The sequence below is a fragment of the Paenibacillus uliginis N3/975 genome, assembly GCF_900177425.1.
GTDB classification, from domain to species: Bacteria; Bacillota; Bacilli; order Paenibacillales; family Paenibacillaceae; genus Paenibacillus_AQ; species Paenibacillus_AQ uliginis.
The window spans coordinates 4,244,022-4,258,864 of sequence record NZ_LT840184.1 but is presented as its reverse complement, the minus strand read 5'-3'; the positions used below and the strand labels follow the sequence as shown (position 1 = coordinate 4,258,864).

The window sequence follows — 14,843 nt, the reverse complement described above, 5'->3', positions numbered from 1 at the left end:
AATGTTCTAATAAAAAGGAGACATAACAATGAGCAAAATTATTGGCGAATCCCTAAATAACATCCCTTGGCAAGACAAGCCGGAGGGTCTCAATGCTCCGGTATGGCGCTATTCGGCAAATCCGATTATTGAGCGCCACGCAATCCCGAACTCCAACAGTGTATTCAACTCCGCTGTTGTTCCGTTTGAAGGTGGGTTCGCTGGTGTGTTCCGCTGCGATTCCAGATCGGTTAGTATGGATATTTTCGCTGGTTTCAGTGAAGATGGCATAAACTGGACAATTAATCATGATCCAATCGTGTTCGAAGGCGATGAGGAAATAACGAAGCGCGAATACCGCTACGATCCACGAGTGATCAAAATCGGAGACCGTTATTACATCAACTGGTGTAATGGCTATCATGGCCCGACGATCGGTATTGGGTATACGACCGATTTTAAAACATTCCACCAACTGGAAAACGCCTTTTTGCCGTATAACCGCAACGGGGTAATGTTCCCACGCAAAATTGGTGATTATTACGCGATGCTCAGCCGTCCGAGTGATACAGGCCATACGCCGTTCGGGGATATTTTCTACAGTGTAAGTCCTGATCTTACCTTCTGGGGCAAGCACCGTTATGTAATGGGAACAATTGATGGAGATGCTTCGGCTTGGCAGTCCAAGAAAATCGGACCTGGACCAGTGCCGATCGAAACGGACAAAGGCTGGTTGCTGATTTATCATGGCGTTATCAATACTTGTAACGGCTTCGTTTATCGTATGGGCGTTGCTCTGCTTGATCTGGATCAGCCATGGAAAGTTAAAGCTCGTTCCCGTAACTACATTTTGGGACCTGAAACGACTTACGAATGCATGGGTGACGTACCTAACGTAACGTTCCCTTGCGCGGCGTTGACCGATGCCGATACTGGCCGCATCGCGATTTACTATGGCTGCGCCGACACCGTGACTGGACTCGCGTTTACGACCGTCGACGAGCTGATGAATTACATGGAAGAATACCCTTTGGTAGATGAGGCGTAACTTTCAAATTAATAACAAACGTTAGAGACAGGCAAGCGTGTAAAATGATGAGCACTAAAAACATTTCACACGCTTGTCATGTTCATACAGCATTCTATGAAGCAGGGGGAGACGACAACCATGACCCAATCTAGAAAAGCCCATATCATCTCTCATACTCACTGGGATAGAGAATGGTATTTACCTTATGAGAAACATCATGTACGGCTCATCCAATTGATGGATCAATTGCTTGAGACAATGGAGAAGGATTCGGAGTACCGTTACTTCTTCCTGGATGGACAGACCATTATCCTAGAGGACTACTTACAGGTACGTCCGGAGAAGAAGGAGCAGCTTGAGAAGCTGATCCATGATGGACGTATCCAGATCGGTCCTTGGTATATTTTGCAGGATGCCTTCTTGACGAGCAGTGAAGCGAACGTTCGTAACATGCAGATCGGGCATCAAGATACCGAAGCTTACGGAACGATATCCAAAATTGGCTACTTCCCTGACACATTTGGCCTCGTAGGCCAAACACCGCAGCTGATGAAGCAATCCGGTATCGACAATGCCTTCTTTGGTCGCGGAGTTAAGCCGACAGGCTTTAACAATACGGTATCGGATGGAGACTTTGAGTCTTCATTCTCCGAATTGGTATGGGAAGGTCCAGACGGCTCCAAAGTGCTCGGTATTCTGTTCGCGAACTGGTACAGTAACGGTAACGAAGTTCCTGTCGATGAAGAAGAAGCTAAAGCTTACTGGGAAAGAAAGCTTGCGGATGCTGAGAAATATGCATCAACGGGACAACTTCTCTATATGAACGGATGTGACCACCAGCCGATCCAATGCGATCTTCCGGAAGCGATTCAAACCGCGAAGAAGCTTCATCCGGATACGGAGTTTGTTCACTCTACCTTTGCTGATTACTTGGTAGACTTGAAGAATAGCATGAGCCAGGACTTGTCCTCTGTACAAGGCGAGCTTCGCAGCCAACGTACCGACGGATGGGGGACGCTGGTAAATACAGCTTCCGCTCGTGTTTACCTGAAGCAGATGAATCAGACGGGCCAGAGCATTCTGGAAAAGGTTGCTGAACCGCTTGCTTCCTTCGCAAGTCTGGTTGGACAAGAGTATCCGCACCATCTGTTTACCTACGCTTGGAAGACACTGATGCAGAATCATCCTCACGATAGTATCTGTGGCTGCAGTGTCGATGAGGTTCACCGTGAAATGGTTACTCGTTTCGACAAGAGCCGCCACGTGGCTGAAAGCATTGTGGATGATAGCAAGAAGGCTATCGTTGAAGCCGTTGATACAACGTCTTTTGCTAAGTGGGGGGAGAGTAGCGTTCCTTTCGTTGTATTCAACACTACGGGATGGAAGCGTAGCGGTACGGTAACCGTAGAGCTGGACGCTGAACGGTTATACTTCCGCGATGGATTTTCGCTGGAAGAGACGAGCCGCCGAATGAAAGAAATTGACCTGTCCGGACGTGCCGTTGTGGATAGCGAAGGAAACAGCGTAGCGTTTACGATGGAAGATCTGGGACTCCAGTTCGGATATGATCTGCCAGATGACAAATTCCGTCAGCCTTACATGTGCCGGAGAGTGAAGCTGACTTTCGAAGCTAAAGACTTGTCAGCACTCGGAATTAAAACCTATGCGTTTGTGAGGGGCAATGTGAAGCCAGCTGTCCCTGCGTCTTTGCTCGCTGGAGACAGAGTACTGGAGAACGGAACTCTGAAAGTGGAGCTTGCATCAGACGGTTCCTTCACTTTGACAGACAAGAGAAGCGGACAAGTCTTCCGTGATCTCGGCGTGTATGAGAACACCGGAGATATCGGTAACGAGTATATGTTTAAGCAGCCAGAGGGTGAAGAAGCTCTGACAACCAAGGGTCTTGACGCCAAGATCCGTATTGTAGAGGATACACCATATCGTGCAACCCTGGAAGTGATTCATGAGTGGGAAATACCGGTATCAGCTGACGAGAAGCTTGATCAGGAGCAGCACGAGCTGATCTATTATCCGCAGCGTAAAGCTCAGCGGTCAAGTGAGACAGTTATGCTGTCGATCCGTACACTAATTTCCTTGAACAGGGAAGGCAAAGGCATCGAACTGGAAGCAACTTTCAATAATCAGGCGAAGGATCATCGTCTGCGGGCATTGTTCCCAACGGATCTGGAAACTTCCGTTCACCATGCTGATTCCATGTTCGAAATCGTATCACGAAATAATGTTCCCGCCAAAGAATGGGAGAACCCTAGTAATACAGCACACCAGCAAGCATTTGTTGATGTGGGCGGGGAAGGTGCCGGACTTACAGTGGCCAATCTTGGATTGAATGAATATGAAGTTTTACGCGATGGACGAAATACGATTGCGGTAACGATGCTACGTGCAGTTGGCGAGCTTGGTGACTGGGGATACTTCCCGACGCCGGAAGCACAGTGTCTGGGTGTTAATACCGTACGTATGGAAATCATTCCTCACAATGGTGATGGGATTGCTTCCGGTGCATATGCAGAAGCTTATCAGTTCCAGATTCCATGGACAGTATGCCAGACTGGCATTCACGAGGGAACGGTATCTCCGGATTTCGCTGCTTTCGAATGGGAAAACGAAGATCTTGCATTCTCGTCGCTTAAAGTTAGCCGTAAATCGGGTGATATGATGCTTCGCTGGTTTAATATGGGTGAAGCTCCTGCTGAACTGACACTGCAGTCCAAGCTTTCTGGGGCGCAGGCTTACAAGACGACGATTCTAGAAGAAACAGGAGATCTCCAGCCATTTAATGATCGTGGAGAATTCTCGCTTTCTGTGAAACCTTACGAAATCTTGACCATCGGTGTGAAAGCTTAATGGTCATGAATAGGTAAAAGAATAAATCAATACTTGACTAAAGTCCGATTCCTGCATTTCATGCGGGAATCGGACTTTGTTGCATACTTGGCTCATATTTCTCGAGAAACGCCTTTGTCGTCCTTTAAAAAGGACGTCAAAGGCGTTTCTTCTTGTTGTCAACAATTATATCAATATGATATAATTGTGATATCACATTGATATATAGGAGGGGTATTAAACATGCAAGAAAAACCAGCGTTGAAGCTAAACGGCTATCTCGGAATTATTGTATCGTTACTGCTTATCGGTCTGGCTGCATTTCTGTTCATTTCCACGGATTCTGTTGGTCCAGCCCTGATAATTCCAGTTCTCTTGATTATTGCAGCTATACTGATTCTTTCAGGCATAACCATTGTTCAACCGAATGAGGCCAAAGTTCTTACTTTATTCGGAACCTATGTAGGTGTAATAAGAGAGCAGGGGCTATGGGTAGCTATTCCCTTAACCATTAAATCCAGAGTTTCTCTTCGTGTCATCAACTTTAACAGTGAAAAGTTAAAGGTCAATGATCTGGAGGGGAATCCGATTGAAATAGCTGCTGTAGTTGTCTATAAAGTTTCGGACAGCGCAAAAGCAACATTTGATGTAGAGGATTACGAAGAATTTGTTCAGATTCAAAGTGAGACAGGTATTCGCCACATTGCCAGTCAATATGCCTATGATCATTTTGAGAAAGAAACAGATATGTCATTGCGGAAAAATAGTGATGAAATCGCTGACTTTTTAGCGCAAGATCTTCAGAGCCGTCTGGCAGTTGCCGGAGTTGATGTTATTGAGGCTCGTATAATGCACCTTGCCTACGCTTCTGAAGTAGCATCTGCTATGCTGCAGAGACAACAGGCACAGGCTGTATTGTCTGCACGTAAAGTTATTGTAGATGGTGCTGTCGGTTTGGTAAAAAGCGCAATCGAGCAATTAGCGGATGAAGGCGTTGTCGAGCTGGACGATGATAAAAAGGCACAAATGGTAAATAATCTGATGGTTGCCATTGTGTCGGAAAAAGGAACACAGCCTGTTATTAACACAGGAAGTATCCATTAGGACCTGGTTATATGGCAAAACGAAAAGCTTATCCGCTAAGAATCGATCCTAAGCTTTATGACGCTCTTGAAAAATGGGCTGATGATGAGCTGCGAAGCGTTAATGCTCAAATCGAGATTCTTTTGAAAGAAGCCGTGAAGAAAGCAGGAAGATGGAAAAAAGATAAAGAGTGAAATGAATGGATAGATTCAGCAGATTATTTTCTCTGCTTGTGTCTATCCTTTTTTGAGATCTAAGAAAGTATAACTAGGGTGTCGTAAAATATTTGATTCTTTTTGTCAATAATATGATTGAAAAAATCATAATTTTGATTTAAACTATCATCGAAACGCTGAGTTCATGATCGTGAAATCACAAAATGAGGTGAGGACTAGTGAATCAGGTTAGAGTAGGTGTGATTGGTGTTGGAGGCAGAAGCTCCATTGTGGAATACTGGCATCAGCCCGGCGGAAGGTCCATTGTAACGGGTGCAGCAGACATTTCTTTGGAAGCACTTTCAAATTTTCGAGAGACGGTTAATCCGGATGCTTTTGTTACGACGGACTACCATGAGCTGTTATCACGGGAGGACATTGACGCAGTGGTTATTCTTTCGCCGGATTATCTACATGAAGAGCAAGCTATTGCCGCATTTCGGGCAGGAAAACATGTATACTGCGATAAACCGCTGGCTATTACTCCGGAAGGGTGTGATCGCATCCTGGACGAATGGAAACAGTCGGGAAAACATCTCATGATCGGGTTCAATATGCGGTACATGAGCATGTACCAGACGATGAAGGAGATAATTGATTCAAGGGTAATCGGTGATATCAAAGCGGTTTGGGTGAGGCATTTTGTCGGGTTGGGCGGATATTATTATTATCATGACTGGCACGGTACAAGGGCAAATACAACTTCACTGCTTCTACAGAAAGCTTCGCATGACATTGATGTCATTCACTGGATTACAGGCAAGTATACGAGAAAGGTGTCTGCATTCGGCAGCCTGGATTACTACGGAGGGGATATGCCGAATGATCTGTATTGTCCTGAATGTGAACGGCAAAAGACTTGCCCTGACGTGAGTCTGGATCGGCTGACCCAATGTGCTTTCCGTGAAGAAATCGATGTTGAAGATAATAATATGGTCATTATGGAGTTGGAGGGCGGCATCAAAGCTTCTTATTTGCAGTGCCATTTTACGCCGGACTATTCCCGCAATTATACCTTTATTGGAACAAAGGGCCGGATCGAGAACGATGATGTGAATGATAAAATTCATGTCAAAACCAGAAAGTCAGGCTCCTGGCATGAAATGAGCGACATTACCTACGAGATGAAAAAAATGCCCGGAACTCATTCAGGCGCTGACCCGCGGATTTGCGAAGATTTTATTAACCTCGTGCTGGATAACAAGCAGCCTTTAGCGAGCCCGTTTGACGGCAGAATGAGTGTTGTGGTAGGCTGCGCGGCTACGGAATCCATTCGTGCGGGAGGGAAAGTCGTCCAAATCGATCAAGGTAAACATCGTCCGGCCACAGAGCATCAGGAAAAGCTTCCGATTTAAGGAATGATGCATCTGCACTAAATACCCACAAGCTTTTACTTCATACTTCAATACTTCGTAGCTATTAGATAAATGTTACCGAGCGACCGCTTTCTGTTATCGATTCAGGAAACGGTCGTTTTTTAAATCATTATGTTTGAAAAAATCATTCATAATAATGATTGAAGGAATCATAATAATGATTTAATATATCATTATAACGATGCGAGGGGAGACGTTCTTTTATGATGAAAGGAAAGTTGACTTACCCGGAGATTGGACAACAGGCTGAAGCGATGGCAGCTGCATGGGAGCAGCTAGCCAGACAACAGGATTGGGTTGAGAAATATATTGGTAATCCTGCATACGAAGAAGTTATATTTATTGGTTCGGGTTCATCCTATTATCAGGCCCAGACGATGGCAGCGACTTTCCGTTATTGGATCACAAGGCCGGCGAGCGCATTTCCTTCCTCGGAAATTTTCTTGTTCAGGGACCAGTCTTCGGCAAAGCAAGGTAAAAAATTGCTTGTCGGCGTATCGCGTTCCGGTGAATCTACTGAAGTAATTTTGGCCATTGACTCGGTTAGAGGTCTCGAAAACTGGGATACATGCGGAATCACTTGTTACGAAGACAGTGGTATGGCTAAGCAAACGGAATGTCTCGTATCACCGTTCGGTAAAGAAAAAAGCACAGTCATGACGAAATCATTCGTAAGTATGACATTTATGATGCAAGCGGCTATAGCAGCAGCTGCAGGCGGCGGTTACTCAAATGAAATGAGAACGGTGATGGATCAGGCCGGGGCAAAAATAGCAGAAGCCGATGCTTTTGCCAAAGGGCTGATCGAGAACAACGATTTTATTAAAACGATATACCTCGGCATGGGCAGTTATTTTGGTATTGCGCAAGAGGCATGCCTCAAACTGAAGGAAATGTCTTATACTTGGACTGAAAGCTACGGCACCCTTGAATTCAGACACGGTCCAAAATCGATTATCGAACAGGGCTCGCTCGTTGTATTGCTGCTCTCGGAGACGGCAAGATCTTATGAGTTGAAAGTCGCTGAGGAGATGAAGGCTTACGGGGCTTACGTACTCGTAATTACAGCCTGCGCGGGCGACGACACCGCTTTCGCGGACGCCGTGTTTGAGATTGGGGCAATTGATGTGAGCGATGAAGCTCGTGCCGTTATGTATTTGCCGCTTCTTCAATATATCGGCTTCTGGACAGCTGTTAACAAAGACGTTGATCCTGATGAACCACGTAATTTGACGCAAGTAGTCAAGATTTAACAAGCGTTCGCCAGGCAGGCTCGAAATAGTTGAAGCGGCACTTCAAAATCCCCAGCTAGGAGGAAATAATAGCAAATGGCACGTATCGGAATGAAAGCAGAACGACAAAACCAAATCCTGAGTGCGCTGGAGATGAAGGGAGAAATGTCACTTCAAGAGCTGATGACGGCGTTTAATTGTTCGGAGGCTACAGTTAGAAGGGATCTTGAGGAATTGGAGCAAAGCGGAAACGTCATCAGACGTGTCGGCGGCGGAGCAATGTATGTGAAGCCGGCTTCGGTATACGAGGTTCCGTTCATCGAGAAGCAGCACGTATTATACCCGGAAAAATTGGAGATCGCCCGATTGGCGGCTTCATTAGTTCAAGAAGGGGATGTCATCGGATTAACCGGGGGCACAACCACTTTCCTGATTTCCCAGCAGTTAAAACATAGAAAAAATATTACGGTCGTTACTAATGCCGTAAATATTGCGATGGAACTGTCCGAGAACAGCGACCTTCAAGTGGTTCTGACCGGCGGTGTACTGCGCAACAAAAGCTTTGAGCTGTGCGGCCCGCTGGCAGAGCAGACCGTCAATGCTGTCAACATAAACACGATGTTTATGGGGATTGACGGGTTTACAACTTCCGGTGTAAGTACTTACTCGGAGCTGGAAGCGAACATAGCACGCATGCTTATGCGCCGTGCGGATAAAACGATTGCGGTATTCGATCATACTAAAATCGGCCGTGCTTCCTTGTTTACGGTGGCCCAGCTAGAAGAGCTATATGGCTGTATCACGGATGAGCAACCGTCTGACGCATTGGTCAACGCTTTAAAGGAAGCCGGAACTTCACTATATGTAGCCGAGAGCGAATAATCCTTAGGAGGAGAAACGATGAGTTTCTGGATCGGTGTGGATGTCGGAGGAACAAACATTGTTTGCGGTATCGTGGATGAGAAAGGTGAAGTGCTGGACTCCATAAAAAAGCCTACACAGGCTTTTCTCGGCACTTCGTCCGTTCTGGATCATATGGCTCAAATGGTTTCCGAAGTTACTGCCAGAGCAGGACTCTCCGGCAAGGTGGCCGGCATCGGCATCGGTATTCCGGGATTGGTGAACCCTTGGGATGGGATTGCTCTGTATTCCGCCAATTTGAATTGGCGTGATGTTCCCTTGAGTACGGAATTGTCCAGACGTACATCATTGCCGGTTTATATCGATAATGATGTGCGGATGTATGTTTATGGTGAAGCGGTGTATGGTGCGGGCCTGGGTGTTGATTACGTCCTTGGACTGACCGTGGGAACTGGTATCGCATCGGCTATGGTCAGTCAGGGACAGCTTTATTACGGGTACCGTGATCTAGCCGGCGAAATTGGTCACGGGACGATGGACGGCGAATCCGCTCCATGCGGGTGCGGCTTTGATGGCTGTTTGGAAGCAGCCGCCTCAGCCTCCGGCATGGTGCGTGAGGCGAAACGTTTTATAGCCGAGGGGAAACCGACCCTATTGTCACAGTGGTTTCCTGGAGACGATCTACAACGCCTATCGGCGGCCGATATTTCGAAAGCGATGGATGCGGGAGATTCCTTAGCTTCCGATATTATGAATCACGCCGGAGAACTTCTTGGTAAAGCGCTTGTACCAGCCGTGCATATACTCAGTCCGCAGGTGATTATTATTGGCGGTGGCGGGGCAATGGCTGGAGAAAGACTGCTAACACCGCTGCGCCAAACATTAATGTCACGGTTGCTGCCGGATTTCAGGCAGCACGTCACCATCAAGACAGCAGTGCTTGGAGATGATGCCGGCGTGATCGGAAGTGCCATGCAGGCGAAGCAGCGTCATGAGATAAAGCAATCATAATTTTGGATCTTGGGGAGGATTTTACAATGACCATTATATCATCTACGCCATTATTAGAGGCTGCTCGCAGTGGGGGATACTGCATCGGCGCTTTCAACGTACACACACTGGAAATGCTTCAGGCTGTTGTCGAGGCTGCTGAAGAAACGCAATCTCCGTTAATTATTCAATCCACGGTAGGAACCGTGAAACATCTTGGGCCGGATTATATTGCAAAGGCCGCGAAGGTAGCTTCCGAAAGATCCAGCATTCCGATTGCACTTCATTTGGATCATTGTTCCGATTTTAATATCATTATGCAGTGTATCCGGGCCGGATACAGCTCCGTAATGATCGATGCCTCTCATGAAGCATTTGATGTCAACGTGGCCATGACTAAGAAGGTTGTTGAAGCAGCGAATGCGGTAGGAATTAACGTGGAAGCTGAACTTGGGCGAGTTGGCGGCGTAGAGGATGATATCGTTGTAGACGAACAGCATGCCCTGCTTGCAGATCCGGATGAATGCGCCCGGTTTGTAGAGTTAACCGGAGTGCATACGCTCGCTCCTGCCATTGGTACCGCTCATGGGATTTACAAGGGAGAGCCCAACATTGACTTTGAACGCATTCGGAACATTGCCTCAAAAGTTTCAGTTCCGCTTGTGCTTCATGGCGGGTCCGGCATTCCCGATGAACAAGTCAGACGCTGCGTAGCGGAAGGTATGTCCAAAATGAATGTTGCGACTGAGCTCCGTATCGTGTTTTCCAATGCGATTAAAGAAGTGTTTGATCAGAATCCAGAGGAAAACGATCCTCGTAAATACATGGTTCCGGCGAAACAGGCTTTGAAAAAGGCTGCGATCGAAAAGATGCGTCTGTGCGGCTCTTTTGGAAAAGCTAAGGATTATTACCAATGAATCAAGGCATTGTCACCGTAACTTTAAATGCCGCTATCGATAAAACATATTACATGAACGGCTGGTCAACGGGAACTGTCATGCGTGTGGATCGTATTCATGCTATTGCTGGCGGCAAAGGTCTTAATGTTTCAAGGGTTCTGCATCAGCTTGGACATCCGGAGGTAACTGCGACAGGCTTTACAGCCGGGTATAACGGGCAGTTTATTGTCCGTGCAGCTGAGAGTGAGGGATTTGGGACAGATTTCGTATCCATCGAAGGTGAATCGAGAGTTTGCCTTAGTATTGTGGACGAGGAAAACCATACCTTTACGGAAGTTTTGGAACCGGGGCCACTGGTGACTCCGGAAGACGAGGAGAGAATGAAGTCCAAAATCGGAGATTTGGCGCAAAAGGCCGGTCTTATCATTATTTCCGGGAGTCTGCCGAGAGGGTGCAGGCCGGAGCTTTACACCGAATTGATTGAGATTTGCTCCTCCCACGGTTCAGAGGTATTCCTTGATACGAGTGGGGCTGCGCTTGTAGAGGGGATGAAAGGCAAGCCTGGATTCATCAAACCGAATGAGGATGAAATAAAACCATGGCTAAACGACATCATTGTTGCTGATCGCAATACGGACTCGGAATCGGATGCTGAAGTCTCTCTGCATAACTACGGGGCAGCCATCCAAAAACTTGCCAAGGATACCGGAATTTCGAGAGTGATTGTCACTTTGGGCGCACTGGGTGCATTGGCTTGTATTGGCGACACTGTTTATCGGGTACATATCCCCCGGATGAACATAGTTAATCCGGTAGGCAGTGGGGATTCCTTTGTAGCGGGATATGCATTTGCACATGTCCGCAACATGCCGGCTATGGAATGCCTGTGTTATGCCGCTGCTGCGGGAAGTGCGAATGCACTCAATCCGACTGCAGGGTGCGTAGTACCGACTGATTTTGGGCGGTTGCTAGAGCAAATTAAGGTTGAACCATGGAGCTGATTGCAGGTCAGGAAGTAGTGCGGATATATATTCAGGGATTCAAAAGCTAGTTAAATATTTGGCCAAACCCCCCCTTCGAATCGACAAGGGAAAAAGGACATCTGAACAAATGTACCTCTTCTTGTTGAACGGAAGGGGGTTTTCTCTTTTTCTGAGTTTAAAGGATTCGAATTAGAGAGTAGTAGGAAGAAAATTTCATGAAGGCAGCAAAAAAGCCAAACACATGAAAAGTGCTCAGCTTCTGCATATGATCGTATTTATTTTTGAATGAGTACAGGGGTGTTCATTTTGACCTTATCAAACAGCCAGCGGACTTCTTTGTTATGCATTCGAATACATCCTTCAGAGATATATTTACCGATCGAGGATGGATTGTTGTTTCCGTGAATAGCGTAGGCATAACTTGTTCTGCCGTTGATTTTTACGTTAATGCCCAACCAGCGATCACCGAGTGGATTTTTGGGGTCACCGCCTTTAATGCGTTCTTTATAGTAAGGTCTGTTTTTTGTTTTTTCATGAATTTTAAACAGGCCTTCGGGCGTGTAGGAAGGTTTCTTTCCTGTGGCGACTGAGAACGTCTTGATTGCTTTGCCTTTTTCATAGTAGGTCATCTTGTTGCTGGATTTGTCGATCACAATAAACTGCGCATATTTGGCGTATTTACTGTCCAGCTTCTTGCTGGCTGCGTCGGATTGGTTGACAACGGGGATGACGAACAAAAGGAGCAAAGCAAAGATGAGTGTACGATATAACATTTTGAAGATGTAAATCACCTCTTTCCGCTTTTCCAGTATATGAGAGAGAACTCGAATGTTGCCGCTTTTTAATACGAATGTGCAATAGACCAAGTTGTTTTTTGTAGAAGGCAAGTACTGGTTAATTAATAATGTCGTTGGGCCGGTATTTATTGGATGTAAAGACGGCGACAATTATTATACGTTCCAACCTGTGAAAAGGAAACATTTTCTTTCTGAAATTTCGCGCAAAAAAATCCCTTTAGGTGTAGAAGTAGTCAGGCCATCGACATGAATGGTCCTGCGACTTGTTTACACTCAAAGGGATTTACTTGTTCTAAAAAAGGAGACTATTGCTCTTGCATAGTCGTCTTCTCATATGCAATTAACGTAACTTCTTTGCCCGTAAGGTCGGCTATAGCCGCTTCCGCAGCTTTTATAGCGCCTAGGGTCTGTTCATCACCGCTAAGCGAAGCAATTTGGTATTCATCCGTTTTAATGTTCATTCTGTTTCACCTCCCTAATTTCAGGGTTTAGATACAGGATAGGTTTCCCATTTAAATGACATTGAATGCATAGATGTGAATTCTAAGGGGGGGAAGTGAACATGGATCTGACAAAACTCTTGTATCTTCATCCAAACGATTTACTTCGTTAGAAATCTTACTATTTCTGAATTTATCAAATCAGCTTGTTCATGATTTATGGAATGCCCTGCTCCTTTTATGATCTTATAAGTTAAATTTAACTCTTCGAATGCTTTAATCGATTCGGGGTAATAAGAAAGTCTATCCTGATCTCCCAGCATAAAGAGTCCTTCTTCTCTAGATATTTTGAAGTCGGGTTTACTTATGGAAGGCGTTTTATGTAACATCATAGAAGCATTATTAAATGACTTCAACAATATATGCCAATGTGATAAAAGAGCAGGTTTACGAATAAATGAATCCCCACCATCGCCCGATAATTTTTTCAAAAGTTTTGCTACGTTTTTGGGGGTTGGGAATAACGCTTCCGGCAAAAATAATAGCATTTTTCTCAAATTATTTGTCTTGTATCCTTCAACAGATGGGCCGCCTGCAAGTCCAACAATTTTATCAAAACGGTTAGGCAATTTACATTTGAACAGTTGCACTAAATAGCAACCATATGAAACTCCAATGGCGTACACTTTATCTAACTTAAGAGCATCTAGCAACTCTTCAATCCATAACACTTGATTAAAGCCTTTTGAGTAATTTCCATTTGGCTGACTTTTACCAGCGCCACCGATAGCGTCGACTGCTATCACATGAAACTCTTTTGAAAGATCCTTTATGTTATATATCCACATAACTGCTGAATTGTCGCCTACACCGTGAAACAAAAGTACAGGTATATGGTCTGGATTTCCAGCAATAATCAGATGTGTGTTCCCATAAGTGCCCTCTATAACTTTTTCTTCATAAGCTACATCCCACTCAGCTAATAAATGATTATAGGATTCATACACTGCCTTTTGCTTTTTCTCACTTTTAAAGACTTTAGGCATCGGGTAGTCCCCCTTATGAGTTTTCAGCAATCACTTTTTCTAGACAAGCATTCCAAAGAGGATATTCAATACCTAACCCCTGAAAACAAAACTGAACGATCTCTTTTAATGCAATGGAATCATCATCCTGGTTTATCGTGTTTGATCCCGTGATAAGTTTTGAATATTCAAAGAGATTTGCTACAAAAACAGACCAAAAGCTATTGGCTGCGCGACTTGGATCGGTTGCTGGAATCATCCCTTGTGAAATTCCATTTTCAATCATACTGGACAGCGCTTTTCGATGTATATCAGATTTCGAAGCACCCTCTTTCCATTTTTCTGGGCCAAATATTGCATAAGCGTCAAAAGGTACTCGAATAAAAAACTGCATCATAAGTGGATTGTCTTTGTTTGCACCAAATATCCTGTAAACGTAATACATTAACTGTTCAATGGGATTTCTCCCGTCTTCATTTGTTAGCAAATGATTTGAAAACGTATAGCCTTCTTCAAACATCCAGGAATACAATTCAATAAATAAGTCTTTTTTTGTTTTGTAATAATAATAGATTAAACCCTTTGCAAGTTGAGCTTCGTTTGCCACGATATCCATATCCGTGCCATGATACCCGTATCGTACATACACAGAAAGGGTAGCGGTTAGGATTTGCCTTTTTCTAGCCTCTCGGACTAAGGCATTTTTCGCTTGATTTTTCCCCATATATACCTCCTTTGATATTATTGACTTAATATTAAGTCAATAATATTATGATCTCCAGATAACTGTCAAATTATAACGTACTTAAAGTCGGAAGTCTTCAAAAAACAAGGTTATAAGAAGTTCGCTACGCTACTTTCTTTTATAAAGAAACGGGTATGGTAAATGAATAGTATCCATATTTTCCCTAGCATTTGTATCATCCAAAATTTATTATGAAATATATAGGGATACTCTTACCCGAACTAAAATGGCTGCGGATATCAAAGCAGAGTAAAAAGGAGCGAAATGGTTTTCAAACTAGGGATCTCGTCCATTTTGGTTCGAGACCACAATTCAGGTCTATCAGGACAAGATTGAGGAGTGGC

General features: G+C 44.9%; 14 protein-coding genes. 10 read left to right on the top strand and 4 right to left on the bottom strand.

Annotation, left to right across the window (positions count from 1 at the left end):
• Positions 1-28 precede the first annotated feature (28 nt).
• The 10 genes from B9N86_RS20365 to B9N86_RS20320 all read left to right on the top strand — a co-directional run bounded on the left by B9N86_RS20365 (position 29) and on the right by B9N86_RS20320 (position 11,510).
• Positions 29-1,027, top strand: a complete 999-nt coding sequence (locus tag B9N86_RS20365; protein ID WP_208914954.1) for a glycoside hydrolase family 130 protein — start codon at positions 29-31, stop codon at positions 1,025-1,027.
• Positions 1,028-1,147: 120 nt separating this feature from the next.
• The gene (locus B9N86_RS20360; RefSeq protein ID WP_208914953.1) at positions 1,148-3,874 is read left to right on the top strand and encodes an alpha-mannosidase; all 2,727 of its coding nucleotides are present in this window, start codon (positions 1,148-1,150) and stop codon (positions 3,872-3,874) included.
• 222 nt (positions 3,875-4,096) lie between these two features.
• The gene (locus B9N86_RS20355) at positions 4,097-4,957 is read left to right on the top strand and encodes an SPFH domain-containing protein (RefSeq protein WP_208914952.1); all 861 of its coding nucleotides are present in this window, start codon (positions 4,097-4,099) and stop codon (positions 4,955-4,957) included.
• Positions 4,958-4,968: 11 nt separating this feature from the next.
• A complete protein-coding gene (locus B9N86_RS20350; RefSeq protein WP_208914951.1) occupies positions 4,969-5,130 on the top strand; it encodes a type II toxin-antitoxin system antitoxin in 162 nt (53 codons plus the stop codon).
• Between the two features lie 200 nt (positions 5,131-5,330).
• Positions 5,331-6,506 (top strand): Gfo/Idh/MocA family protein, encoded by a 1,176-nt coding sequence (locus B9N86_RS20345; RefSeq protein ID WP_208914950.1) that lies wholly within the window; start codon positions 5,331-5,333, stop codon positions 6,504-6,506.
• A 224-nt stretch (positions 6,507-6,730) separates the two neighbouring features.
• Entirely contained in the window at positions 6,731-7,780 is a 1,050-nt protein-coding gene (locus tag B9N86_RS20340) for an SIS domain-containing protein (protein WP_342192987.1), read from the top strand.
• A gap of 75 nt (positions 7,781-7,855) precedes the next feature.
• Positions 7,856-8,641, top strand: a complete 786-nt coding sequence (locus B9N86_RS20335; protein WP_208914949.1) for a DeoR/GlpR family DNA-binding transcription regulator — start codon at positions 7,856-7,858, stop codon at positions 8,639-8,641.
• 18 nt (positions 8,642-8,659) lie between these two features.
• Complete coding sequence (locus tag B9N86_RS20330; RefSeq protein WP_208914948.1) at positions 8,660-9,631, top strand: ROK family protein; 972 nt, start codon at positions 8,660-8,662, stop codon at positions 9,629-9,631.
• A gap of 26 nt (positions 9,632-9,657) precedes the next feature.
• Positions 9,658-10,527: a class II fructose-1,6-bisphosphate aldolase gene (gene fba / locus B9N86_RS20325; RefSeq protein WP_208914947.1), complete on the top strand. Its 870-nt coding sequence runs from the start codon at positions 9,658-9,660 to the stop codon at positions 10,525-10,527.
• A complete protein-coding gene (locus tag B9N86_RS20320; RefSeq protein WP_208914946.1) occupies positions 10,524-11,510 on the top strand; it encodes a 1-phosphofructokinase family hexose kinase in 987 nt (328 codons plus the stop codon). Before fba ends, B9N86_RS20320 begins: the two co-directional genes overlap by 4 nt.
• Before the next feature lie 257 nt (positions 11,511-11,767).
• Here the strand turns inward: B9N86_RS20320 and B9N86_RS20315 are convergent, their stop codons facing one another.
• The 4 genes from B9N86_RS20315 to B9N86_RS20300 all read right to left on the bottom strand — a co-directional run bounded on the left by B9N86_RS20315 (position 11,768) and on the right by B9N86_RS20300 (position 14,478).
• Complete coding sequence (locus tag B9N86_RS20315; RefSeq protein WP_208914945.1) at positions 11,768-12,265, bottom strand: L,D-transpeptidase; 498 nt, start codon at positions 12,263-12,265, stop codon at positions 11,768-11,770.
• A gap of 329 nt (positions 12,266-12,594) precedes the next feature.
• Positions 12,595-12,750, bottom strand: a complete 156-nt coding sequence (locus B9N86_RS20310) for a hypothetical protein (protein WP_208914944.1) — start codon at positions 12,748-12,750, stop codon at positions 12,595-12,597.
• 140 nt (positions 12,751-12,890) lie between these two features.
• Positions 12,891-13,775, bottom strand: coding sequence for an alpha/beta fold hydrolase (locus tag B9N86_RS20305; RefSeq protein ID WP_208914943.1), 885 nt, complete (start codon positions 13,773-13,775; stop codon positions 12,891-12,893).
• A 13-nt stretch (positions 13,776-13,788) separates the two neighbouring features.
• On the bottom strand, positions 13,789-14,478 hold the full coding sequence (locus B9N86_RS20300; RefSeq protein WP_208914942.1) for a TetR/AcrR family transcriptional regulator: 690 nt from the start codon (positions 14,476-14,478) through the stop codon (positions 13,789-13,791).
• Positions 14,479-14,843 lie beyond the last annotated feature (365 nt).